We start from the raw sequence: 24327 nt of genomic DNA, 5'->3' as shown, positions 1-24327 counted from the left end.
ATCACAGGTCTCCATCGGGATGGTGGCAGCGGCTATCAAGGCCACCATCCCGATGAGAAGCCGCAAGGCGGAAAACTTACACTCGAGCAGAAGAGAAGCAACCGCCAGTTAACGCTATTCGCGCTGCGGTCGAGCAGGCGTTCGCACATGTCAAAATCTGGCGAATCTGCTCAATGGCGCTTTCGAGGACCACTCGAAAAGTTTCAGAAAGTGCCCACCACAGTCATCGGCTTACACTTCTTCGCTCACGCCTTTGAATAAACCTCACAGCTTGCCTTGACCTAGCCGCGAAGTTTGCCCGGCCGGCGCGTTGGCCTTCGCGCGCACGCCCTGCCCCTGCGACCGGGGTAGGTTTCTTTCGCCTCCGAGAAAATATTGGGGATATTTTCCTAGGCGTGTAAGAAGTGATCTCTGGGGAGTATGTGACCGCTGGGACTCGACCCCCACCATACGCACCACTTCGGGGGAAGATGATGACCACACTACTGGGACCCCGCCCACCAGCACGGAACCGAACAACCTCGATGCGACCGTGTCGGCGATGTGGGCCAGGCCAGGTACCAGGAAACGCTGTGCGAGGTGGCTAAGGAAGCGGGCGTGACTGATCCCGGTGGGGGTGTCCTGGTAGGTGTGGCTGCGTATGGATGCGGGTGATGAGGCCGTGAGCGCGGAGTCTGCGCAGGTCGTAGCTGATCTGGCCGCTGGACATGGCATCGGGGGCCCAGTCCGAGCAGGGGCGCGAGGTGGTGATGCAGGATGCGGTTGTGAAGCCTGCGGGCAGGGTGTGGTTGATGGTCGTTATCGTCCGCATCCCGGACCACGCCGATCGCAACCGCCACGCACCACAGCCAACACCCTTCAGCAGCGGCAAATCACGCACCCCGCCCCGGCGTGTCGCAACCCCACGGCGTCGTGCACGCCAGCGACCCCGTCACGGGACTTCCGAGTGCTTACCGGGGTGCAAGGGGCATGGCCGACGTATGTTTTAGAACAATTCGGTCTTGCGCTGGAGGTAGTACATCCCGGCGATCCATCCGGCAGTGTCGGCGGCCCTGGCCTGGTAGAGGCCAGCGGTCTCCGGGTGGGTCAGGATGAGGAACCGGCCGTCGGCCAGGGCCTCGATGACGGTGTCCGAGACCTGCTCGGGGCTGATGGCGGTCGGGTTCACCAGGGCGCGCATTCCCCGGCCCGCGCTGGCCAGCATGTTGGTGTGCACTCCCTGGGGGCACAGGACCTGCACGGTGATGCCCCGGTGGGCGTAGGTGGCGGCGAGCCATTCCGCAAGGCGAGCGCCCCGTGCTTGGTGACCGTGTAGGGCGCGGAGTCGAGCATGGTGAGCAGTCCGGCGGCCCGGACGTGCCGCCATCACGTTGACCTCCCAGGCGCTGGCCCAGGCGGCCTCGAGGGCCTCCGGGCCGCCTTCTGGCGCGACGCCGCGTTGGCGCAGTACAGGTCGATGGCGCCGAGTGCGCTAGTGGCTGTGGCGATCAGCCCCCGGACCCCGGCTTCGCTGGCGGCGTCCCCGGCGACCGCGATGCTCCCGATCTCGCGGGCCGCGTCGCCATTGGTGTCTGCGGCCACGACCCGCGCACCCGCCGCCGCGAACCGACGGGCCAGCGCTGCCCCGATACCGCCGCTCCCACCGGTAATGACCACACCCGCGTCTTTAAAATCAAATCTGGTTCCCGACATGATGGGTGATCCTCCCGTCCGTGCTGGCAATTAAATCTTGCTGGCGGTGAAGAGTCCGTCAAATTATCATGCGATACATGACGGACGCGATACCGTTGGTATCCCTTGATCAAGAATCCTATTTTCAGTCACCGGCCGATTTCTTCGCGCAATTCCGGGAATCGCAGCCGGTCACCCCGGTGCGGATGCTGGACGGCAGGCGGGCCTGGATCATCACCCGCTATGCGGACGCGCGGGCGGCCCTGACCGACCGGCGGCTGTCCAATGATCTCCGGCGCTGGCCAGGCGGCGCCAGGTCCTGGCCGAGCGAGAAGGCGGGCGGCGTCCATTCGCACCTGCTGCACAACGACCCGCCGGTGCACTCCCGGATGCGCCGCCTGGTGCAGAAGGCGCTCATGCCGCGCAACGTCGCGCGGCTGCGGACCCGCACCGGCGAGATCGCCGCTGACCTGCTGGACCAGATGTCAGCTGTGCAGAGCGACGTCATTGACTTGCTCCCCGCCTTCGCCAGCCAGCTCCCGCTCACCGTCCTCGGTGAGCTGCTGGGCATCCCGCCGGAGGGCCGCAGCATGATCCTGGCCGCTCTGGCGGCTTACGACGATCCAGGTGAGGCCAACCGGGTGACCAGGGAGCTAGCGGCCCTGTTCACAGACCTGCTCGCCGCCAAGCGCGCCGACCCCGCCGATGACGTGCTCTCGACCCTGGCAAGCGTCCGTGTTGACGGAGAAGGAGGTGCGGGTGAGGGACTGACCAGCGCCGAGATTCTCTCCTTGGCTTTCCAGCTCGTGATGGCCGGGTTCGACACTACCGTCAACCTGATCGCCTCCGGCACCCTGGCGCTGCTGACCAACCCGGGGGAGCTGGCCAGGCTGCGCAAGGCCCCGGCGCTGATCCCGGCGGCGGTGGAGGAACTGCTCCGGTTCGTGAACCCGGTGAGCCATGCCAGCGACCGGTTCACCCTTGAGGACCTGCCCATCGGGGATGTGGTGATCCCGGCGGGCGAATGGGTGTTCATCGCGATCAGCTCCGGTAACAGGGACCCGGACCGGTTCCCGGAACCGGACCTGCTCGACCTGGGCCGGGACACCACCGGGCACATCGCCTTCGGCTACGGGATCCACTACTGCATCGGCGCTCCGCTGGCCCGGATGGAGGGCGAGGTCGCATTCGCAGCCCTGCTTGACCGCTTCCCGAGCCTGGCGCTCGCGGTCCCGCCTGATCAGCTCCGCTGGCGCCGCAACAGCCTGATGCACGGCCTGGCGGCCCTGCCCGTACGGCTCAGGTAAAGCCGGGACGGCGTCGACTCAGATGGCGGCCAGGACTGTGACGCAGTTCTGGCCGCCGAACCCGAAGGCGGTGGTCAGCGCCGCGCGTACCGGCAGCCGCCGCGCCACGTTCGCCACGTGGTCCAGGTCGCAGTCGGGATCGGGTGCGGTCAGGTTGACGGTGGGCGGCACGATGCCGTCCCTGATGGCGAGCGCGCAGACCATAGCCGACAGCCCGCCAGCCGCGCCAATCAGGTGGCCAGTCACTGATTTGGGGCTGGAGACGGCGATCTGGCTGGCGGTGCACCCGAGGGCCTGGCGGATAGCGGACGCCTCGGCACGGTCCCCGGCGACCGTGCCGGTGGCGTGCGCGCAGATGAGGTCGAGGTCGACCGGATCGATGCCCGATCGCCGCACTGCCAGCCGGATCGCCTCGGCGGCGTGCTGGCCCGCAGGGGCGGGCGCGGTGACGTGGAAGGCATCGGCGGTGAGCGCCCCCGCCCGCAGCTCGGCGTATGGTTTCACGCCGCGCCTGGCGGCGTGCTCGGCCGATTCCACGATCGCGATGACGGCGCCCTCGCCGTAGACGAAGCCGTCGCGTCCGGCGTCGAACGGGCGGCAGGCGCGGGCCGGGTAGTCATTGTGCTGGGACAGCGCGCCCGACGGAATCAGGCCGGCGAAGGTCACCGGCGTGATCCCCGCGTCCGTCCCGCCGGCGATCACCACCTCAGCCTCGCCTGCCAGGATGAGCTGCCTGGCCCGCAGCAGCGCCTCGCTGCCGCTGGCACAGGCGTACGCCCCGGCGTGCACGGGACCGTGCACGCCGAGGTCGATGGCGACCTCGCAAGCGGGCATGTTGGTCAGCGAGGACGGGACGAAGCTGGGGCTCAGCGGGCGATCCGCAAGCAGCCGCCTGGTCGCGGCCTCGATTGTGTCGAACCCGGCGACGGCGGTGTTGATCACTACTCCGGTATCCCGCCCGTCACCGATGTCCAGGTGAGCGTCGGCCACCGCTTCACGTGCGGCGGCCACCGCGAACTGGGTGAACCGCGCGGTGCGGCGCACCCGCTTGCGGTCCAGGTAGTTGGCCGGGTCGAAGCCCCGGACCTCGGCGGCGATCCGCACCGCCAGGCCGCTGGCATCAAAGGCGGTGATTGGGCCGACACCCGAGTTCCCCTCGATCAGGTTCTGCCAGGTGATCTCCCGGCCGATGCCGACGGGCGTGACCGCCCCGAAGCCGGTGATGACAACTGGTTTCATCATGCCTCTTCCGGGTATCACTGGGGCTCGTTAATCGGTCGGTCGTCGAGCCGGATACGGGAGGCCGCGGCGACGCCGTTGGCGATCAGGAAGCGGTCGGCGGCGACCTGCCGGGACGAGGACCGGATGCGGTCGAGGTAGCGGCCGGGCAATGCGGTGGATTCCGTCCAGGCCATCGCGCTCAGCAGCGCCTCCCGCAGGCTGGCGCCGCACAGGTCTGCGCCGCCTACGTCAGCTCCGCGCAGGTTCACTTTGCGCAGGTCCGCTCCCGCCAGGTCAGTGCCGCGCAGGTCGTGCCCGCGCATGAAGCCGCTGCTCAAGTCTTAGCCCTCGCTCACTGCCTCGGTAAGTACTGCCTGGGGTGTGCGCGGTCCCTGGACGAGCGCGCGCACCTGGGCCATCGGGGGTCCGGGCGACCGGCCGACCGGGCGCAGGAACAACGCGCTCGAGTGGTCCAGCGCCAGCGCGAGGTCCTGCGCCGTCTGAAACGGCCGGTACCGGTTGAAGAGGGATACTCCATCCGGATAGGACCGGGCGGTCAGCCCGAACCAGTCGGCCAGGGTGGGTAGCGGAGGTAGCTGCGGCCGAATACCTGGCCAGGGGCTGAAACTGCGGTTGGTATGTGTCATGCCCAGGATCGACAATAGCTCGGGCAGCTCCGGTTTCGGGCTGAGGTAGGCGGGCCACTGGGAGTTGGGGGATGTTGCGCCGCAGTCCGGGAGCGAGGTAGTCGGCATCTTTCATCTGCTCCGCGATGAACCGGATGAATCCCGGTTTGATGAAGACCATGTCGGTCTCGACGGTTATCACATGATCGTAGTCCTGGTCTGCCGACCATTCGAATATGTCGAAGTAGGCCGACATATTCTTCCGATGCATGAGCGGACGCGAGAGCGGTATCGCGGACATGCCTTCCTGAGCCCGGCGCCGTGGTCCTTAATTGTATCAGGCCATATTCGATTCCGGGTAGAAATGTTGGAGCCAGCGTATCAGGTCCAGGAAATATATCCATCAGCCCGGCCGCTGATGACGACAAAGCATGCGCGTGTCGCCACGCGGGCAATTTACCTTTAGTGACCCGTGTGGTCAACCGGCTGGCGCGGACGGCTAATGTTCGTTTTAAACCAGCCTCAACCTCGATGACTCACGCGGGCACCGTGTCGGCTGAGCCGCTCGCTTTGGCGGAGGTTTCCGCCTGATCGTCTGTTTCCTGATGACCTGCGGGATGGTGCTGCCGTCCGACGCGCTCGATGGGCGGCGGCTTCCACGGGGCCGCAGGGTGTGTGGTACCTCCTTCCAGGATTGCCGGGGTCGTGTTCGTGCTGGTCAGCTGGGTGCTGGGAGCACGCAGAGACGCTGCCAGCAGGTCAGGAAGGCGTTCTTCCAGGGCCAGGTGGCGCTGATCTTCAAGATGCGCCGGCGGGCATGGGAGACCAGGCGGGCGGGCAGGTGCCACAGGCAGTAGCGCAGGGTCTGCGGCTCGGCGCGGGCCGGCTCGGCATCATCGTGCAGGCCGAGAAGGCGGGTCCAGGCATCGATGTCGGCGGCGACGTTGGCCGTGAGCACCCAGCCGACGTTGACGTTCCACGTCTTGGACGGCAGGTTACGCAACCCCATCGCTTTGTTGGTGCGCACCCGGTCCTCGACCTCGGCGTGATTACGGTGGACGGCATCGATGAACTGCACGTGGTGGCTGCCGGGAACACCCCGCGGGCCGCGCGGCCCGAGGTTGGTGGCGATGATCGCGTATTTGCAGCCGGTCGTCTTCTCCAGGTCGGTGAGCTGGCGGGCGTCGCGGGCCGAGGGCTTGACGCGGCAAACCAGCAATCGAACCCCCCAGGCGGCAGCGCGCTCATCCAGCCCGGTCACCTCGGCGACCTCGGCGTGGGGATGCATGTTGCCGTCCTGGCGCATGGCTGCCTGCGAGGCGTCGTCGGGGAGCTTGGCGATCGCGGCCTCGTCAACTCGGTGATCTTCCAGCCCACGGTGAAACGGACCGTGCGCCGCGTGGTGTTCAGCCCTTGCATGTGTTCGACCAGGCCATGGGTGGCGCCCGCGCCGTCGATCCGGATCCAGATCTTCGCGCGGAAGGCGTCGGGGATCTGCGCGATGGCGTCGGTGAGCACGGTGATGTGGTCGGTGATGGTGTTGGACCCGGCCGATCCGGTGCGCAGCAGCGTGGCCAGCGATTCCTGGGTGTTGGCGCACCAGGCGGCCAGTGGGTGGAAGCCCCAGCCCTTCTTGAAGGTGGCCGAGGCGCCTTCCTTGTTCGAGTGGGCGGTGATCAGGGTGGCGTCCAGGTCGATGACGATCCAGCCGGTGAGCACCTTGCCGGCCACGTGCAGCCAGGGGAATCCCGTCTCGGTGGCGGCGATCAGACGCCATACGTGCCGCCGGACCCGTGCCTTGGCCCGGGTGAGCCTGCTGCGCAGCAGCTCATCGGCCCCAACCGGCTCCAGCGCCCGCCGGATGGTGGAGTCCGAGGGCGGGGCGCCGAGCAGCTGCTCGTGGTGGGCCAGCAGGGCGATCTGCCGCATGCTGGTCGCACCAAGCGTGATCGCCACGGCGAGCTGGACGAGCACCACTCCCCGGTCCCACACCGGCGCGGAGCCGCCCAGGCGGGCGAACACGCCGCCGAGCGCTGGTTACCCCGTCTGATCAGCGCACTTTCGCAGGAGCACGGCTCCCGCGTGCCCGATGAGTTTCTTGCCATCCCCGCGTACAGACAAGCGGTGGTCCCATGCCGTACCGTTCACCCGGAAGGTGCGTCCGTTCTGTGCGATGTTTTGATCTCAGCAGTCAGATCATCGCAAGTCGGAGGCACCTTCTTCAGTTATCGATCTTCAGGATGAAATTCGGCTGAATAGCCGAGGTCAGGGGCGGCGAGCAGGTCCGTACGCAGTGGCGGGGCGTCGGGGTCGAAACACGAGCCCAGCAGCGCGAGGACTGATTCGCTACTCAGCAGGCGCACCGTGCAGCCGATCGCGCCCAGCAGCCGGGTGGTCTCGCTGATGCGGCGCAGGGCTCGCGCCGCGGCGGCGTCCCGTCCCCGGTGTCCGGCTGCGGGTTCGCGGATGATCAACAGCACCTGCCGACGCAACGGGTCGTGCTGGTCCGCGATGGCCTGTAGGAACGCGGCATGTTCACTGGCCGCGACGGCGAGCGCCAGCTCGGGCAGCTGGGAGGCGGCCTCCTGGGAAAAGAGCGCACCGTGGCCGACCGCCCCTACCGACCGGCTGTCCCCAAGCCGCACGGCCAGCCGCTGTCACGCGACGCTGTCGCCGCCCGGATCACCCGCTACAACGATGCCGCCAGCGGCACCTACCCTTCCCTGCACGACAAGGTGATCACACCGCATACCCTCCGGCATACCAACGCAATGGCGCTCCACCGCGCAGGCGTTGACATCGCCGGGCTGGCGCTCTGGCTCGGCCACTCCACCACCAGGTCGACCGACGTCTACCTCCACGCCGACATCGAAGCCCAAAGAACGAGCTTTGACTGAGACCGCCCCCGCCGACATCCCTCAGGCAGGCCCGGAGGCTGGTCAGGCCGCCTCGATCGGCATAACCACCGGCTCGGCATTATCGATCTAATGCGGATTTCCGCATTAGATCGAGATCTTCTTCTCCATCGTGCAACGCAAGGTCGTCTCACCCAACGACTTCACCAGTCTTGACCAGGTCGAAGACCGGCTGATCGCCTTCGAGCATCGTTACAACGAGACCGCCCGGCCCTTCAGATGGAAGTTCACCCCGGCGACCTCGAGGACCTACTGGCCCGGATCGAGCGACACGAACAGAAGGAGCGCAACTCCCAGCAACTCACCGGCTGCGACCATCAGCCTGCCGTACTCGACGCAGCCGCGTAACCCCCGAGAGATTTACGGAGACGACCACTAAGCCGTCAACATCGCTCGAAGATGAGGGTAGCAACTCCACACCCCTTCGAGACCATCACCCAATTCGGCGGGTCGAGAGCCGAAATAGTGGCAAATAGCTCTGTCTTCACAGCTTGGCAGATCCTCTAAGGGACCTGATCGGTACTGCTCGCCCAGCGAAACGACCCGTTGAGCCGGGAGTCGACCAGCCAGAAGTGAGTAATACATCTGCGTCACAAAACGCTGTTGGACGCGAATGACCGGATCGGTGCGATCAATGAGGTCCTCAAGATAATCAAGATCCAAAAAGGCATCTGTCTGGACCGCGGCAAATCCACAACACATGGCCGGAATGAACGGCGCGCCTGGCACTGCTTCAGGGAGCCAATGAATTCCTGATGGGTCGGGGTCAAACTCAGGCGAGTAGGCAAAATAAGAACTCCTATTTTCGGGGGTGGAAACCCAGCTTAGAATTTCCGTTGGTTTCCGAAGAAAAACTACATCCGTGTCAACGGCAAGAACTCGACTCTGCTCTGCAAATAGAAAATAGTCAATAAGTTGCGTTGCGCGAATGTTGTGGTTGCGCCACCAGAGGACCTTCGGATGCCCCACGAGTTGCTCGGCGGCTCGATGGTTGGCCTCAGGCCTAGATATGATCAATGCATTGGGCCACTCTTCGCGCAACCGTTCAACTGAGCGTGCCGAGAGCGAACCGTCATCGTGAAGCACCGGTTGCACCGTGCAATGTGTTGAAAGCGAGCGAAGCATCACGGTGCATCGGCCCACATGTTCCTCTGACACCAGCGTGTGTGTCTCGAGCTTCAACGAACACCTCCGTGGGTGGTACAGGACGAGTAGGCCCGCGACGCGGTCTTCAGGCTTGAGGCTGTCGTCGGTGCCGAAAGCTGCAGGCTTGTTCGGGACTGGCCCCGGGGCTCGCCGGGGTAGCGCGGTTTATGTGGACATGAGCGAACGCTGTGCGGGGCTCGTCCGCGGCCATGGTGGCTGCGCTCATGTAGATCGTCCTCTCGAGGGTCTTGCCAACGCCGGATACGACGTCGGGCTGGCGCATCTGGGGTGGCCAACTCGTTCAAGCTCGACTGCGGGCCCAATCAAAACTCAAACCGGACGCAGCGTGAAGAATCGCTGCTGCCACAGGCTGTACAGCTCGTGTCTAACGTCCTGGCTGATGCCCTCTGGTCCAGCGAGAGATTTCAAGGACTGTACTCCGTCCGCATGCTCCAGCAGGTTGAAGAGATCGAGAGAAATCTCCGTGGTCGAGCCTTTCGCGTGGTCCAGGATTAGCTCGTAGCAGACCTGGTGGCTGCCGGCCGCGGTGTGTCTGATCCGCTTGACGAGCCGGGTGGCCGGGCGGAGCCGGGGGGCCAGATTGCCGAAAGCGAGTGAGGCGCCCTCGCGTCGGCGCACCACGAAGTCGTCGATGACGAGGAAGTCGAGTCCGGTGGTAAGGAAGCAGGTGATGGCGTCCTGTGTTGTCTGCACGATCGGCTCGGCGTTGTTGTTGAACGACGTGTTGAGCAGGACCGGCGTACCGGTCAACTCGCCGAACCTGCGAACAAGATCATAGAATCGCTTGTTGGAAACCGAATCAATGATCTGAATCCGGGCACTGCCATCGATGTGCGTAACGGCTCCCAGTTCGTGCCTCCGGTCCTCACGCACATTGACGACAAACGACATGAAGTCATAGTTGGCGCGCGTCTCCGGCAGATCAAAATACGTCCTGGCGGCTTCCGGGGTGACGACGGGAGCGAACGGCCGATACGCTTCCCGCTTCTTGATCATCGCGTTGATGCGCCGCTTGTTGTCGCCGGGCCGCGCGTCGGCGAGAATGCTGCGGTTGCCGAGCGCACGCGGTCCGTACTCAGACCGGCCCTGCGCCCAGCCGAGGGCCGCACCGTCGGCCAGCAGTTGCGCGGCAGCTTCCACGAGGTCAGAGGGCCGATCGAATTCGATGAGATCGCTCCAGGAGGCGAGCTCCTTTTCGATCTCGGCGGTGGTGCCGAGGGCGGGACCCACGCTCGCGCTACGCATGCGGGGTTGCCTTAAAGGGCATGCCCCCAGCTGGAGGGCGGCAGCCAAGGCGGCGCCCTCAGCGGCGCCGGCGTCATGCGAGACGGGGTGAATGAATACTTCCCGGAACTTCCCTGAGCCGAGAATGAGTCCGTTGAGAGTGCTGTTGTGCGCCACGCCGCCCACGAAGCAGAGGTCCTTCAACCCCGTCCGGTCGGCCCAGTGGCACAGGACGTGCATAGCTATCTTCTCGAGGGTCTCCTGAAGCGCCGCGGCGAAGTCCTTGTGCGCCTGAGTGAACTCCTCACCCTTGCGGCGGGGACGGAAGCCACGGGCGGTGAATTCCCGCAGCAGGAAATCGCCGTTGTCCCTCAGCTCGTACATGGACCTGAACATCTCGCGATAGGTCTCGGGGTTTCCGTAAGGCGCGAGGCCCATGACCTTGTACTCGTCGCCGAGCCCATAGCCAAGCAGGCGGGTGTTAGCCAGGTAGAGTGCGCCGAGCGACTTCCCGAGGCCGTAGGTGGCGAGCTTCTCCAAGTGCCCGTCTTCGCCGTGATAGACGGTTATCGAGTGCTTCTCACCACGCCCGTCCATGACGACTACCAGCGCCTCCCTCATCCCCGAGCGGATGTAGGCAGACATGCCGTGGGCGACGTGGTGTTGGATGAACAACAGCTGTTCATCCGACATCTCCCGGCCCAGGGCCACCGCCAGATGACTCATGACGAGTTCGCGTGAACTGCGGATGGGAAGCTGCGGATGACTCGTATAGGTCTCGTTAAGCCATTCATCGAGCATGTCTTCCGCGAAGAAGTATCCCACGGCCGCGATCTCAGAAGGCGAGACCCCGGCGGTGTCCAGGCAGGCGCGAATCGCGTTGACGGGGAACTTCGTCGTCTGCTTGATCCGGTTGAATCTCTCTTCCTCCACGGCGACCAGGAGTTCGCCGTCCCTGATCAGACATGCGGCCGCGTCGTGGAAGGCATCCTGGGCGAGCAACCCTTCCACGGGCGGCGCCAGGTCCGTGTCTTCATCCGAGAAGTGTCCGCTCAGACCAAGTACGAGCATGTCGTCAGCCCTCTTCCGATCGCATGTTCTCGATCTTGCGCTGCAGAATGTTCATCCCGGCGATCCATCGACCGGTGTCCGCGACCCTGGCCCGGTAGTAATCGGCTATCTCCGGATGAGGCAGGATGAGGAACCGGTCGTCGGCGAGAGCTGCGATGACCGTCTCGGAGACCTCCTCCGGGCTGATGGCGGTCGGGCCCACGAGAGCTCGCATACCCGGCCCAGCCTCGGCGAGCATGCCGGTGCGCACGCCCTGCGGGCACAGCGCCTGAACGGTGATGCCACGGTGGCGGTAGGTGGCGGACAGCCATTCGGCGAAGGCGAGTGCGCCGTGCTTGGTGACGGCGTAAGGGGCGGAGCCGAGCATGGTGAGCATCCCCGCCGCGGACACCGTGGCGAGGAACCGGCCGCGGCCCCGCTCTAGCCAGGGTGGCAGGAGCAATCCGGCAGCCCGGACATGCGCCATCACGTTGACGTCCCACGCGCGCGCCCAGGAAGCGTCGGCGGCTTCCGGGCCACCATGCGGCGCGACGCCAGCATTAGCGCAGTACAAGTCGATAGCACCAAGTTCGTCGATAGCCGTCTCGATCAACCGGCTGACGCCGTTCTCGCTCGCCGCGTCGACGGTAACCGCTACGCCTCCCGTCTCCCCCGCGACCTCGGCCACCGCGTCGCCGTCGAGGTCGGCGACCACGATTCTCGCTCCCGCGGCGGCGAACCGGCGCGCCATCGCGGATCCGATGCCGCCACCGCCGCCGGTGACGACCACGCCCGCGCCTTGAAGGTCGAATCCCGTATCCTCAGTCATTTGGGTGGGTTGCCCTTCCCTACCTGTACTGCGTAGGCCGCCGCCTGGGTCGCGTAGAGCTCCGCGTAGCGGCCACCGGACTCGAGCAGGTCTTCATGGCTGCCTGATTCGATGATCCTTCGTTCCGCGATGACGAGCACGTGGTCGGCCATGCTCACCGTCGAGAATCGGTGCGACATGAGGACCGTGACCGCGCCGGTTCGAGCGGCGGCTTCGCGTGCATGCCAGGCGAAATTCTCGAACAGGTCGTGCTCGGCCTGGGGGTCGAGTGCCGCCGTGGGTTCGTCAAGAATTAGCCGCAGCGGTGCGGTGCGCATCATCCCGCGTGCGAGAGCGAGTCGCTGCCACTGTCCTCCGGACAGGTCAACGCCGCCGAAGATCGTGCCGAGCTGGGTATCGAGGCCGTCGGGCAGTTTGCCAACAAGCTTCGACGCGCCTGCGGATTCCACCGCACGGGCGATCGCGTGCACGTCATCAAGCGCCGAGAGGTCGCCGACGCCGACGGGCTCGCGCACGGGCAGCTGCAAGCGCGCGAAGTCCTGGAACACACCGCACGACGCCGTCGCCCACGACCGCGGATCGAGGTCGCTCAACGGCTGCCCGTCAACGAGGATCCGCCCGGATGTGGGCTGGTAGAGACCTGTCAGCAGTTTTACGAGCGTCGACTTGCCCGCGCCGTTGATGCCAACCAAGCCCACGACCGAGCCGGCAGGCAGATGCGCGCTGATCGAACGCAGCACCGGCGCGTCGCCCTCGGCGTAGCGAAACGTGACGTTCTCCAGCGTGATGCCGTCGGCGAGCCGTTCGGGCGCAGGCGTCGTAATGCCATCGAACTTTGCCACGTATTCGCGTAGCCAGAGCTGGTTCAACCGCTTCCTGCTCACGTCGAGCGCCATCGGCATCCGTCCCACAGTAAACAGTTATCCTACCGGGGCTGAAGGAGAATCTTCTTGACATTGGCCACCACGTGGTCGATCTCTTGCTCAGTCAGATAAGGATGTATGGGCAACGATACGACCTCCTGCGACAGTCGCTTCGCCACGCCGCGGGTAACAACGCGATGGTGATGTTGCTGCATGAATGGCAGCTCGTGCAGCACGTATGGATAGTGAATGATTGTTTCAATCCCGACTTCGCTCAGTCCTCTCGCCAGGTCATCCCGTCTAGGCGTTCGTATGACGTACTTATGAAATATGTGTTCGCGCCATTCACCCGCATCTGGAATCTCACACGGCAGTTCGGAGAAATGTTTAGAGTATGTCGATGCGATACTACGCCGACGCTTCAGCCAGCGTTCCTCATGTTGAAGCTTGGCGGTGAGCACGGCCGCAACGACAGAAGACATCCGCGAATTGAAGCCCACCCGTACAAATGTTTCATTCGAGTAACCCCACCGCCGGAGCTGTTCAACATGCTCGGCGATTTCTTGGTCATCAGTAAGAACCGCACCGCCCGAACCCGGAGCCGCAATGACCTTCATCGGATCAAAACTATGACAACTTGCTATTCCGATCGACCCGCTATGCCGCCCATGAATTGCTGCCCCGAACGATTGGGCCCCGTCCACAATTAGGGCAATGTCGTGCCGTCTCACAAAGGATTCGACAGGGTTCGGCTCCTCGAGGCGTCCATAAAGTTGGACGAACACAAGCGCCCTTGTTTTCGGAGTAACCGCTTCCGTCGCCAATTCCAGATCAATCAAGTAATTGTCGCACACATCAACGAAAACCGGCGTCGCCCCGGTGCGAAGCACAGCTGCAAGTGTCCCCGCAAATGAAAAGTCCGGAACAAGAACCTCGTCACCGCTTCCGACGCCTGCCGCAACGAGGGCAAAGTAGATCGCGTCGGTGCATGAGTTCACCATGCGAGCATGCTGACGGCCGCTCAGCGAGGCCAGAGTCACTTCGAGTTGCGCCACCAGTTCCCCATCAAGCAAAGATCCGGTGCGATATGCTGCCTCGCTTGCATCGAGTATTTCGTGCCCAATTTCGTCGAATTCTCTTGCCATGCCATAGAACGGCACCCGGCGCACAGTTGACATCACATCTCCCCTATTTCCGTTTACAAGGATTTGCTGCGGACCCCGAGGCCCAGTATTGAGGTGGGCCACATCGCGATAAGCCACTCGCATCCCGTAATCAACGTCATTATGAACACCAGAAATAAACGCCACGGTCGACTACAGCGCCTCGGCACGCCGACCAGGCTTGTGTCATCAGTCGTGCTGACCCAACTGGGCCAACATAGAGCCGCCACAGCATGACCCACTCGGCTTCAACTCCTCCCGTGAGGGCTGCCATTTATATCCAGCACTATAACACTAATCTCCGGGCGCTACTTACCTTCCACCCCAAAACGTGGGTCCCTCCTCGCCACTTTCCACAACCGCGACCGTCTCGGTCACCCGCGCGGAGGTCACCAGTGAAGCGACAAGCCACGTACCGTTTCCGCAGCCTTCGAACGTCAAGCCAAACCCTAAGCCGTAACGGCTGATTAGTAACACGTACCATTGTGCAACCATCAGTTAGAGTAATCGTCTGATCCAGTGCTGGCGAGCGCGCCGTTGATTCAACCAAAACCACACCGGATCGAGCGACGCCGACTCGATTTCACTAATATAGCCCATTCCGCAATAGGTCTCCCGCATACCGGGCGGCCCGAACCGACAGAGCGGCAATAGTGAGTGTAGGATTCTGCCATCCAGCAGACGGAAAACAGGCGCCGTCGGTCACGAAGACATTTCGGCAATCCCAGCACTGGTTATTACCGTCGACCACGGACGTGGCGGGGCTTAAGCCCATACGCGCTGTCCCTAGGTCGTGCACCTGTAGGCCCGGCACTGATAGTCGCTCGGAAATTGCGGTTATGCGCAGCCCTGCCGCGGCGGAGGCCTGTTCGATCTGGCATCGCATCGCGGCGTACAGCCGCTGTTCGTGCGGACCGTACTTGCACTCGATAAAGGGTATGGGGACGCCCCAACGATCACGAGCATTGCTAAGTCGGACGCGGTTGTGCCTGTACGGCAGCATCTCACCCTGAGCGTCGATGCTGCCTAGAGTCTTGCCTTGCGACGTGAGTCGTTGCAATGTCACCCACATCCCGAACGGGCGCACATCACTGCCTTGACTTCCGGGTCGTGGCGGAACCAGAAGGCCACGCTGTCGGGCAGCCCATTCGTAGCCGGCTGCGTGCGGGTAGCCATCGAGCACGCCCACGGCCAACACCACCGGGTGGTCCATAAGCCCGCGGCCCACCCATCCGCTAGAGTTGCCGAGCCCATCGGGGTGGCGTGAGCCTTGTGAGTTCAGCATGAGCCGGGCGGTCTCAATAGTTCCACCGCACAAGAAGACCACCCGAGCTCTAACGTGGTGCCGGGTTCCATTTGAGGTGTCGACGTATCGAACCCCGGTCGCTAGGCCCGTGTCCGAATTGACCGTTACCTCGGTTGCGAAGGCATTCGGCCTCAGCGCCAGTCGACCCGTCTCCCTAGCGGCAGCGAGCGCAGTGGCCTGCGTTGTGAATCCTGGCCACCTGTCGCGCCCGCTCGTTGGTGACACGAATCGCACCGGAATCGCGTCAAAGTCCAAGCGGCCAAAACTTTGCTGGAAGTCCCTTTCGGCGGGCGTTAGCGCACACGGCCCATAGCGATACACGCTGTCGGGGAGCGGCGACAGCCCTTCCGAACTCCCGTGTAGGCCCACGGCGCTCTCGACTACGCTGTAGGCCTCGGCTAGCTCGGCATACCGCAATGGCCAAGATAGCGTGCAGCCATCAAGGTCGGTTGCCTCAAGCTCGTACGGCGACAACCGTAGCGCCGAACCACCCCAGGTTAGCGAACGACCACCCACCTGCATTCCCCGGATCCAGTAGTACGGCATATCCTTTGGTGTTTGATAAGGATGCTCACTGTCATCGACGAATAGATGAGGACCGCGAGCCGCGAATTGGGGGTGTTGGGCCTGGACACGCCTACTCGTCCATACTTCACGATCCTCGGGCCCAGGGTGTTCGAAGGCTTGGTCGTCCAGCGGCGAGAGAAAACTGCTTTGCTTGCTCACGTCCGGCGGTTCAACAACGTGCGAGACTCGTTTTGGGATCTCGTCGGCGGCGCGGTCAGGACCAGCCTCTAGCACTAAGGTTCGGCAGCCTACCTCCGTCAACTCCTTAGCCGCCCATGACCCCGCGATGCCAGAGCCGACAACAACGGCATCGTATTCTTGAATGTCGCTAGTCTCCGCCATGACCATCAAAGTCTCCCAATCGGTATATCTAGGTGCACGAGGCCGGGATAGCACAAGCCTCTTCTTCGGATCGCCACAACTTTCGTACTGAGCGCGCGCCGTTTTCGCGGACGATAGTCCACGGGAGCCGTGTGCGTCGGGCCGCACGACGGGCTGCGCAAACGTGGTAGGGGTCTGTGTCTTGAGTTCTCAACTCTTGCCATTCCGAGTTCCTGACAATCGTTATCAATGGAGTCTGCCGAAAGAGGTGGCCAGCCCAAGTGCGTCGGCGGCGACTCCCAGCATCGCCAGACCGTCCTCGACGCCCTTTCCCCGAACGGTGACACCGTCAACGTGGTGACGCCAGCTGTGGAAATCCTTCATACGGGCGGCGAGGTCCCGGACGATCCCGCAGTTGACCAGATCACGTGTGGCCGGTGTACGTGCGGAGGCATTCGTCATGGTCAGTGTTCCGGCGCTCAGGGCCGCTTCGTCGACACGCGGGATCACCGGTCGGCGGCATCCGGTTCCAGAGACGAAGACTGTGGCCTCGGCTAGGCCGTAGCAAGGATTGAGCGTCTCCTGGCGGAAGCCAGCCGGGGCGAATCGCTTGGCGAACGCGTCGAGGGTGCCTGCATGGACCGGCTCCGAGCCATTCGCCGCGTAGCGCCATCGAGACAGGTTCAGTCCGTCGAGTTGTTCGTCGGTGACCGTACGGGTGCAGAGGTCGTAGGCGAAGTTGGGTGCCGCGGACCAGGCGAGGTCGTGTTTGTCCACGACTTCGAGCCAGCGAACCGGACGCAGCAGACCGGACTCGCGCCACCTCCATGCCGGACACCACCTGGCCAATAAGCGGACACCCGCCACACCGATCGAGGTTAGTGCCCCATCCCGAGGCCGCCATCGACCGCGATCACGGCACCGGTGATGTAGCCTGCGTCCGGCCCGGCGAGGAACGCCACCAGGCCAGCGACCTCGTCCGGGTCCGCTTCCCTGCCCAGCGGCACCATACCGAGAATCGCCGCCTTACGTGCCGCGGGGAGCACCGCGGACATGTCGGTGGCGATCAGCCCCGGCGCCACCACGTTTGCGGTGATCCCCCGCGAGCCGAGCTCACGCACCAGCGACCTGGCGAGCCCGACCAGCCCCGCCTTTGAGGCGGCGTAGTTAGCCTGGCCCGGCCACCCATGTAGCCCTGTGATCGAGGAGATGAAAATTATCCTTCCCCGTTGCATCTTCATCATGCGGCGCACCGCACGCTTCGCAACCCGGTAAGAGCCGGTCAGGTTGGTGTCCACCACGTCGGTGAACGTTTCCTCCTTCATCAGGGCGAGCATCTGGTCCGACGTGATGCCCGCGTTGGCGACCAGCACCTCGACCGGTCCCTGATCCTGCTCCACCTCGGTGAACGCGGCGTCCACCGAGGCAGTGTCCCGCACGTCGCACCGCACCACCGCCACCCCCTCGACCGGTTCACCAGTACGCGAGGTGACCGTGACGCTGTCCCCTCCGGCGGCCATCCGCCGGGCGATTGCCAGCCCGATCCCCCGGTTGCCCCCCGTTACCAGCACAGAACGCCCCACGACGCGGTCCTCCTCATGATCGAGCTTGAGCTGTCATCGGCAGGGTTACCCACCCAGATATCGTGTTGGAATGCAGCCTCGTGCCAGGCCCGGCCGGAGCCAGGTCGGTGAAATGGCTGAACAATTCAGCGAAGAACAAGCCGAGGGTTGCCCGGACAATAGAATTACCCACACAGTAATGCGATCCGACTCCGAATGTCAGGTGTTTATTCGGCCGCCGCCGGATATCGAAGGTGAACGGGCCTGGGAAGACCTCCACGTCGCGGTTAGCCGAGGCCAGCCAGGTAACGACCGCGTCGCCGGCTCGAATCCGGTGTCCGCCCAGACCGGTGTCCGTTACGGCGTACCGCAGCAGGTTCATCGTCGGGGTGGCCCAGCGCAGCGCCTCCTCCACCCCGCCCGCCAGCAGGTGCGGGGCAGCGGCCCACTGGGTCAGTGTCGCGGTTCCCATGAAGTCCGCCAGCGTGGTGGCCGGGACCTGGGATGTGGTTACAATCCCACCAACCAGCAGGCTGTAGCAGTTGGACACCACCTCGCCCTGGTTCAGCGGACGGTCATCCCACCTAGTCTGGGTCAGTAGGCTGACCAGGTCATCACCAGGACGGGCACGCCGCTGGCGTGCGATGTCGCGGAAATAGGCAAACAGCTCGCGATGTGCTGCCCGCAGCACGGACCCTGCCGAGCCCGGCTGGCCGAAGATCGGGTCCTCGGGCGCGATGGCGGCGAAACTGAGCGCCGCCAGCCGGGGCCAGTCGCTGGCCGGAAGATCCATCAGGATGCCCATGACCGCCATGCTGAGTCGACGCATGTGGTCAGCGAGATCATAGGGTCCGCCATCGGCCAGCGGAGCAAGCAGTTCGCGGGTGACCACGCGGAGCCGCCCGCGCATCGCGGCTATCCGCTTGGCCGCGAGTGATCGCTGCAGCGGCATCCGAAGTGTGGCGTGGCGCGGCGGATCGGTCGCCACGAGTTGGATGCCGCCCGCCGGATCGTCGGTGCCGAGCTGGTCCAGCAGGGTCCCGCGCTGCGAGGTGAACGTCACGGTGTCCCGGAGTACCGCGTCCACGTCACGGTACGACGCGACCGACCAGAACGTCCGCCCGTCGGGCAGCACGTGGTTCGCTACCGGGCTGTCCCGGCGCAGCCGCGCCCATACCTCATGGGACACGCCCTTACCGTGAAAGCCAGAGTCGACGAGTGCCGTGAGATCGGTAGTATCGGAGGCAAATGGACAGCGCGGGATAACATTATTCATAGGGCTCCACGAAGACTCCCTGACATCTCGGGTTACGCCATTTAACAATAACTTTCATTTCATTATCTGGCCAGCCCTCGCGTTGACTCATCAAAAATGCCCGCGTAGGTGAGTCGTTGCCTCAGCCCGGATCCACCGGGCCGAATCTGGCGTGAATGCCGTGAAATGGGGAGAGGCGCCATCCGAGCTGGGATAATGGGAGCTGTTGAAGCTTCCAGCAGGTAACCATTCAGTAGCTTCGTGACCTTGCTGGCGCGAGCGCCGCTTGTGCAGTGAGATGATCTTCTGGTGCCGAAGAACCCGGATCGCCGCCCGCCGTACGACGAGCTGGCGGCGCTGGTGGTCCGGCAGATGACACGATCGAGGCCCAGCGGCAGACGATCGAGCGGCTTCAGGCTGGGTCGCAACTCCGAGAACTCATCGTTACCGCCGTCCAGGAACACGTTCGTCCAGCCGGACAAGAAGCCGCCGGTCAAGAGCGGGAACAAGCGGGGTCGCCAGCCGGGAGCCCCCGGCGCGGGCTTGGCCATGGTGGAGAATCCGGATCAGGTCGAAGAGCATGTCCCGGGCGTGTGCGGCAACTGTGGAAAGATCTTGTCGACGCTCGACAGTGTCGGTTTTACCCGCCGTCTGGTCCGCGACATTCCCCTGGTCACGCTAACGGTGACCGAGTATCAGGTGCACCGGTGCCGCTGCGATGGCTGCGGCCGGGTGAGTACGGCAGCCCTGCCCGATCAGGTGGCCGGAGCGCCGTCGTCGTACGGACCGAACCTGCGCGCGCTCGCGGCCTATCTGCTGGTCTTCCAGCACATCTCGGTGGAACGCTGCGCCCAGCTGATCGCGACGTCATGGGAGCCTGGGTCTCGCCCGGCTGGGTTTCCTCGGTCATGACCGAGGCCGCGGCCCTGGTCACCGACAGCATTTGGTGCCTTCGGAGCCGGCGTGGGTGATCCCGGTACGCAGGAACGCGAGGATCTCGCTCCACCAGGTCTCCACCGTGTCCGCCAGGCGTTCGAACTTGGGCAGCCCGGAGCTGGCGCAGCGATCGTAGAACCGGAACAGCAATCGGCGATGACGTGCCGGTCCCGGATGGGCGCGCGCCAGGGACAGCAGATCAAGCAGGTCCTCTATGGCGTTCCAGGCGGTAAGGATCGGGCGGCCGATCTTCTTGGGGAGTGCCTGCAGGTCATTGATCATCGGGCCGAGCTGCCAAACCGTGCATCCGCGCAGCCGAACGGGTCAGCCGGTTGCGTAACTCCCATACCCATGCGCCGGAACCGGTACGCGTTGATCAGGAACCTCCCGCCGACCCCGGGCTCATCCCGTTCACCGGCCACGAGATCAAGAAACTCCTCGCATGGGCCCTCGCCCACCCACCCACCACGACCGCTGAATCACCTGGCGGCGCCGCCACCAGGCCCGGTCACGGTGGTTCCACAAGCGCACCAGGCCTGCCCGCAACACCAAGATTGCCCTGGCCAACTAGCGAATGGCGGCTGCTGTACCAGCCGCGGGACGCTGGCTCATTCTAAAACCACACCTGACGAGAGCGCCCGGCGCTACCTCGCTCGGTCGCACCGCTCCGTTAATACTCCAGCCGTACTTAGCCGTTGAGGGCGTTGTTGTCGCTGGTAGTGGCAGCGGCGGGCGCGGGCTTGGTGGCGGCGTCTCCATTATGACCAGCGCAAACAATGCCAGGCTGGGTGCTGGGGTGGGTGGAGACGGGCATGGAGGCGACGGATCTCGTTGACGGTGAGCGGGACCAGATCTTCTGGTGTGTCCAGCTTGTAGGGGTCGGTGGGCTCGGGCGGTGATTGTCCGGCGGAGGGCCCCGCCGGCGACGCGGACCAGGGCGGGCAGCGGGACCGGATGAGTGGCCCAGCAGCGGTAGAACGCCACCTCGGCCGGGTCGCTGATCGAGCGGCGGGCCAGCAGCCAATCGTGCGCGCCGTGTTCTCCCAGGCAGATCCACGCCCAGTCGTAGAAGCGGTGGCCCTTGGCGCCGTGGCCGCAGGAGTAGCGTTGCCAGGCCCTCTGGTCCAGGGCGGCTATGGCGTGGTCGGCGCGGATCCGCTCTCCGGCGATGGGAACGAGATGATCGCAGGAGACCGCGAACACCTGGTTCAGGCCACGGCTGCGGCACCGCTCGCGCAGCACGGTGTTATAGCCATAGCCTCATCGCCGCCTACCCAGGCGAAGGCCAGCAGCGGTTCGTCGGCAGCACGTTCGATCATCCGCCAGGCAAGCTCGGGCTTGGTCGCGAACACCACGTCCGCGCCGACACCGGCGCCGGTGAGCCGGTCGAGCTCGTCGAACCAGGACGCGGGCAGGTACAGTTCCCGGTCGATCAGCACTCGTTGCCCACCCGGGACGGCGTAGGCCGCGAACACCCCGATGTGACAGTTGGTGATCTTCCCAGCGGTGCCGGTGTACTGCCGCTACACCCCAGCCGAGCAGCGACCCTTCTTCTCAAAACCGGTGTCGTCGACTACCAGGACCCCGTCTCGACTGCCGAGCCGCTCGGCCACCTGCGCCCGCAGCGCGTCACGGACCTCATCGGCATCCCAGCGGGCGTGGCTGAACAGCCGTTGCATCCCATCCGGTGTGCCGTCCCCGGCATACTCGGCCAGCGACCAGCCATTCTTCCGTTCCAGACCGCTCAGCAGACCGTCCAGACACACCCGCGCCCGCACCCGGGGCTCACTCCGGATGAAGAACGGTGCCAGCACCTGCGAAAACAACTCATCCAACGCATCGCCCCACCGCGCAGGGACACCCTGGGCTACCGTGGACGGCACGACCACCGCCCGGTCATCGATCTTCACACATCCATGGTCACGGCGGTGGCCGCTTCATGTCCGGCGCTTCGCCAACCCCCAGGCCCCAAGCGCGGCTGGAGTATTAAATGCCGCCGCCACTCCCGGCTGTGGCGATACCGTGAGTTCTGTGGGCAATAGTGAGACGGGGATTCCGCCGCAGCACATCACCGAGGCCAAGAAAAGGCGGCTGGGCGGCCTGCTCCGCACCCGGAACTTCCGCCTGCTGTGGGCTGGGGAGTCGGTCAGCGCGTTAGGGTCGGCGATCACCACGGTGGCCGTCCCGTTCGTGGCGGTAACCACCCTGCACGCCAGCACCGGCGAGGTGGCCATGCTGACCGCGGCCAGCTGGGTGCCCTGGTTCCTGATCGGCCTCCCGGCCGGTACCTGGGTTGACCGCTGGCCGCGCCGCCGCATTCTGCTGGCCGCCGACCTGGTGTCCGCCGTGGTCTTGGCCGCTATCCCGGTCGCCGCCTGGACCGATGTGCTGACCGTTCCCATGCTGCTGGCCGCCGTGCTGATCATTGGCACGTCCAGCATGTTCTTCACCCTGGCGTTCAACGGCTACTTGCCGCACCTGGTGGCCCCGGATGACCGGATGGAGGGCAACGCCAGGCTCCAGACCAGCGCCTCGGCCGCCCAGATCGCTGGCCCGGGCCTCGGCGGTCTCCTCACTGAGGTGGCCGGAGCGGTCGGAGGCCTCCTCATCGACGCGGTCACCTTCATCGTCTCGGCCGCCTGCCTGCTGGGACTGCGGACCACGCCCGAGCCGAGGGCGGCGGCGGGCGAGCGGCCCAGCATGGTCCGGCAGCTCAGCGAGGGCCTAGGCTACTTCAAGTACGGCGAGTTCATGTTGCCCATGCTCATCGTGGCAGCGATGATCAACATCGGGATGCTCGGCGTGTTCTCGCTGCGCATCGTCTTCCTGGTCCGCGCCGAAGGTGTCGCGCCGGGAACTGTGGGCGCCCTGATCAGCCTCGCCAGCCTGGGCGGCCTGCTGGGCGCCGCGCTCGCGTCCCGGGTCGTCGCCCGCTTCGGCAGCGCGCGCACCTATGTGGGGGTCAATGTCGTGACCGCGCCGTTCATGCTGCTGCTGCCAGCCAGCGGCCCTGGCTGGCAGCTGGCGCTGTTCACGGTGGGATCGTTCGTGGTCATGGCCGGCGGCACGATGTCGGGCATCGTCACCGCCACCTTCCGCGTGAACTACATACCGGCGCACCTCCTGGGCCGAGTCACGGCGGCCTCCCGGTTCGTCATCTCCGGCACCGTGCCGCTCGGCGCAGCCGCCGCCGACGTCCTGGCGACGGCCTTCGGGATCGGCGCCGCCATGTGGGTGCTGGCCATCTTCTTCGCCGTTACCCCGCTGCTCATGCTTGCCACCTCAATGCGCAGCATGCGTGACTTCCCGGCCCTCCCCAGCCAGCCTCCCGTATACAGCCGTGATGATCGACGGTGAAGCATGAGAAAGGTGCGCCTGACCTGCGAGGATTCGAGTGTCGAGTTCGTGGCTGAGCGTCGCGGGTAAACGCCTGCGTGGCTGGATCGTCATCGACATCGACGCGACCATCATCACCAGCGCCTCCAAGAAGGCCGGAGCTGCCGTCACTTCTAGAAGACCTACGGCTTTCAGCGCGCCATGAGGCGGTCTGACGTATCTCCGGCGCAGCCGAAAGGGACTCAGAAGGAGTTTCCTGGGCCTAATGACTCACCTTGATCGGAAACGATGACGAGACCAGAGCATGTCAGGAAAGTGGCGGTCAGGCCGAGACGCTGCGGGTGGCGCGCCATGAGGCCCGCGTGACATGGCGAAAGGTGTATTGCCTGAACCCCAATCTCCAGGGGCTGTCCGTGTGGTCGCCAGGTCGCGCGGGGAGTCGCTGCCTTGCCCGGCTCGTCGTGCGCCGTACGGCTCCAAGCTCTCCTCGCCATACGTGGGCGGCCGAGGCGCCCTCGGCTTGACCAGTTTCGGCGTCAGTGCTCCCGCAATGCCTCCCGCGCGTGATCATGGTGCCAGTCAGTCAACACGCACAACTCATCGAGAATCTTCGCCTTGTCGCTCTTGGAGCCGCCTGGTAGCGCCGGGCCGCCGTCTTGGTTACCGTCTTGCGCTGGCTCGCTGTCAGCCTCATCTTCCACACAGTGATCATCGCTCAGTGTAAGGTCCAGACACCAGACAGTGGCGTTTATTCAAAGGCATGAGCGAAGAAGTGCAAGCCGATGACTGTGGTGGGCACTTTCTGAAACTTTTCGAGTGGTCCTCGAAAGCGCCATGAGCAGATTCGCCAGATTTTGACATGTGCGAACGCCTGCTCGACCGCAGCGCAAATAGCGTTAACTGGCGGTTGCTTCTCTCCTGCTCGAGTGTAAGTTTTCCGCCTTGCGGCTTCTCATCGGGATGGTGGCCTTGATAGCCGCTGCCACCATCCCGATGGAGACCTGTGAC

23 protein-coding genes and 1 pseudogene are annotated in these 24327 nt (G+C 64.6%); 5 read left to right on the top strand and 19 right to left on the bottom strand.

Annotated features, from left to right (window positions below; all coding sequences use genetic code 11):
• Positions 1-261 (top strand): hypothetical protein (locus tag ACIBVN_RS58030; RefSeq protein ID WP_397151039.1); only part of this gene is annotated, 261 nt, incomplete at its 5' end.
• Positions 262-985: 724 nt separating this feature from the next.
• On the opposite strand, the gene ACIBVN_RS58025 is transcribed toward ACIBVN_RS58030, so the two are convergent.
• Entirely contained in the window at positions 986-1204 is a 219-nt protein-coding gene (locus ACIBVN_RS58025; protein WP_397151037.1) for a hypothetical protein, read from the bottom strand.
• Between the two features lie 161 nt (positions 1205-1365).
• A complete protein-coding gene (locus tag ACIBVN_RS58020) occupies positions 1366-1692 on the bottom strand; it encodes an SDR family NAD(P)-dependent oxidoreductase (protein WP_397151035.1) in 327 nt (108 codons plus the stop codon).
• A 185-nt stretch (positions 1693-1877) separates the two neighbouring features.
• On the opposite strand from ACIBVN_RS58020, the gene ACIBVN_RS58015 reads away from it, so the two are divergent.
• On the top strand, positions 1878-2978 hold the full coding sequence (locus tag ACIBVN_RS58015) for a cytochrome P450 (RefSeq protein WP_397151033.1): 1101 nt from the start codon (positions 1878-1880) through the stop codon (positions 2976-2978).
• Between the two features lie 18 nt (positions 2979-2996).
• Here ACIBVN_RS58015 and ACIBVN_RS58010 read toward each other — a convergent pair whose 3' ends face one another.
• From ACIBVN_RS58010 to ACIBVN_RS57985, 6 genes are all read right to left on the bottom strand, one after another.
• Positions 2997-4220, bottom strand: coding sequence for a beta-ketoacyl-[acyl-carrier-protein] synthase family protein (locus tag ACIBVN_RS58010; protein WP_397151032.1), 1224 nt, complete (start codon positions 4218-4220; stop codon positions 2997-2999).
• A 14-nt stretch (positions 4221-4234) separates the two neighbouring features.
• The gene (locus tag ACIBVN_RS58005) at positions 4235-4537 is read right to left on the bottom strand and encodes a pentapeptide repeat-containing protein (RefSeq protein WP_397151030.1); all 303 of its coding nucleotides are present in this window, start codon (positions 4535-4537) and stop codon (positions 4235-4237) included.
• Positions 4538-4540: 3 nt separating this feature from the next.
• The gene (locus ACIBVN_RS58000; RefSeq protein ID WP_397151028.1) at positions 4541-4954 is read right to left on the bottom strand and encodes a hypothetical protein; all 414 of its coding nucleotides are present in this window, start codon (positions 4952-4954) and stop codon (positions 4541-4543) included.
• Positions 4955-5543: 589 nt separating this feature from the next.
• Positions 5544-6113, bottom strand: a complete 570-nt coding sequence (locus ACIBVN_RS57995; protein WP_397151027.1) for a transposase — start codon at positions 6111-6113, stop codon at positions 5544-5546.
• A complete protein-coding gene (locus tag ACIBVN_RS57990) occupies positions 6083-6847 on the bottom strand; it encodes a transposase (RefSeq protein ID WP_397151025.1) in 765 nt (254 codons plus the stop codon). The genes ACIBVN_RS57995 and ACIBVN_RS57990 overlap by 31 nt, the downstream gene beginning before the upstream one ends.
• Before the next feature lie 203 nt (positions 6848-7050).
• The gene (locus ACIBVN_RS57985; protein ID WP_397151023.1) at positions 7051-7305 is read right to left on the bottom strand and encodes a hypothetical protein; all 255 of its coding nucleotides are present in this window, start codon (positions 7303-7305) and stop codon (positions 7051-7053) included.
• Between the two features lie 51 nt (positions 7306-7356).
• Between ACIBVN_RS57985 and ACIBVN_RS57980 the strand changes: the two genes are divergently transcribed.
• A complete protein-coding gene (locus ACIBVN_RS57980; RefSeq protein ID WP_397151021.1) occupies positions 7357-7722 on the top strand; it encodes a tyrosine-type recombinase/integrase in 366 nt (121 codons plus the stop codon).
• Between the two features lie 393 nt (positions 7723-8115).
• Here the strand turns inward: ACIBVN_RS57980 and ACIBVN_RS57975 are convergent, their stop codons facing one another.
• The 9 genes from ACIBVN_RS57975 to ACIBVN_RS57935 form a co-directional block, all read right to left on the bottom strand.
• Positions 8116-8922 carry a hypothetical protein gene (locus ACIBVN_RS57975; RefSeq protein WP_397151020.1) on the bottom strand — a complete coding sequence of 269 codons (807 nt, stop codon included), beginning with the start codon at positions 8920-8922 and terminating at the stop codon, positions 8116-8118.
• A 294-nt stretch (positions 8923-9216) separates the two neighbouring features.
• A complete protein-coding gene (locus ACIBVN_RS57970) occupies positions 9217-11202 on the bottom strand; it encodes a carbamoyltransferase (protein WP_397151018.1) in 1986 nt (661 codons plus the stop codon).
• Positions 11203-11206: 4 nt separating this feature from the next.
• Complete coding sequence (locus ACIBVN_RS57965; RefSeq protein WP_397151016.1) at positions 11207-12010, bottom strand: SDR family oxidoreductase; 804 nt, start codon at positions 12008-12010, stop codon at positions 11207-11209.
• Positions 12007-12912 (bottom strand): ATP-binding cassette domain-containing protein, encoded by a 906-nt coding sequence (locus ACIBVN_RS57960; RefSeq protein WP_397151014.1) that lies wholly within the window; start codon positions 12910-12912, stop codon positions 12007-12009. The genes ACIBVN_RS57965 and ACIBVN_RS57960 overlap by 4 nt, the downstream gene beginning before the upstream one ends.
• A gap of 23 nt (positions 12913-12935) precedes the next feature.
• A complete protein-coding gene (locus ACIBVN_RS57955; protein WP_397151013.1) occupies positions 12936-14051 on the bottom strand; it encodes a DegT/DnrJ/EryC1/StrS family aminotransferase in 1116 nt (371 codons plus the stop codon).
• 571 nt (positions 14052-14622) lie between these two features.
• Positions 14623-15864 (bottom strand): GMC oxidoreductase, encoded by a 1242-nt coding sequence (locus ACIBVN_RS57950; protein WP_397151041.1) that lies wholly within the window; start codon positions 15862-15864, stop codon positions 14623-14625.
• 612 nt (positions 15865-16476) lie between these two features.
• Entirely contained in the window at positions 16477-17007 is a 531-nt protein-coding gene (locus ACIBVN_RS57945; RefSeq protein ID WP_397151011.1) for a hypothetical protein, read from the bottom strand.
• 101 nt (positions 17008-17108) lie between these two features.
• Positions 17109-17813 (bottom strand): 3-oxoacyl-ACP reductase FabG, encoded by a 705-nt coding sequence (gene fabG / locus ACIBVN_RS57940; protein ID WP_397151009.1) that lies wholly within the window; start codon positions 17811-17813, stop codon positions 17109-17111.
• A gap of 13 nt (positions 17814-17826) precedes the next feature.
• Entirely contained in the window at positions 17827-18981 is a 1155-nt protein-coding gene (locus tag ACIBVN_RS57935; protein ID WP_397151008.1) for a cytochrome P450, read from the bottom strand.
• A gap of 375 nt (positions 18982-19356) precedes the next feature.
• On the opposite strand from ACIBVN_RS57935, the gene ACIBVN_RS57930 reads away from it, so the two are divergent.
• The gene (locus ACIBVN_RS57930) at positions 19357-19959 is read left to right on the top strand and encodes a hypothetical protein (RefSeq protein ID WP_397151006.1); all 603 of its coding nucleotides are present in this window, start codon (positions 19357-19359) and stop codon (positions 19957-19959) included.
• Positions 19960-19977: 18 nt separating this feature from the next.
• Here ACIBVN_RS57930 and ACIBVN_RS57925 read toward each other — a convergent pair whose 3' ends face one another.
• Positions 19978-20265, bottom strand: a complete 288-nt coding sequence (locus ACIBVN_RS57925) for a transposase (RefSeq protein ID WP_397151004.1) — start codon at positions 20263-20265, stop codon at positions 19978-19980.
• A gap of 926 nt (positions 20266-21191) precedes the next feature.
• Positions 21192-21797 (bottom strand): annotated as a pseudogene (locus tag ACIBVN_RS57920) (IS701 family transposase).
• A 217-nt stretch (positions 21798-22014) separates the two neighbouring features.
• Here ACIBVN_RS57920 and ACIBVN_RS57915 point away from each other — a divergent pair.
• On the top strand, positions 22015-23340 hold the full coding sequence (locus tag ACIBVN_RS57915) for an MFS transporter (protein WP_397151003.1): 1326 nt from the start codon (positions 22015-22017) through the stop codon (positions 23338-23340).
• Positions 23341-24327: the final 987 nt, after the last annotated feature.

The organism is Nonomuraea sp. NPDC049400, from assembly GCF_044466425.1.
Taxonomy (GTDB): Bacteria; Actinomycetota; Actinomycetes; order Streptosporangiales; family Streptosporangiaceae; genus Nonomuraea.
Note: the sequence above shows the minus strand (reverse complement) of the source record. Positions and strands in the feature narration are given on the sequence as shown.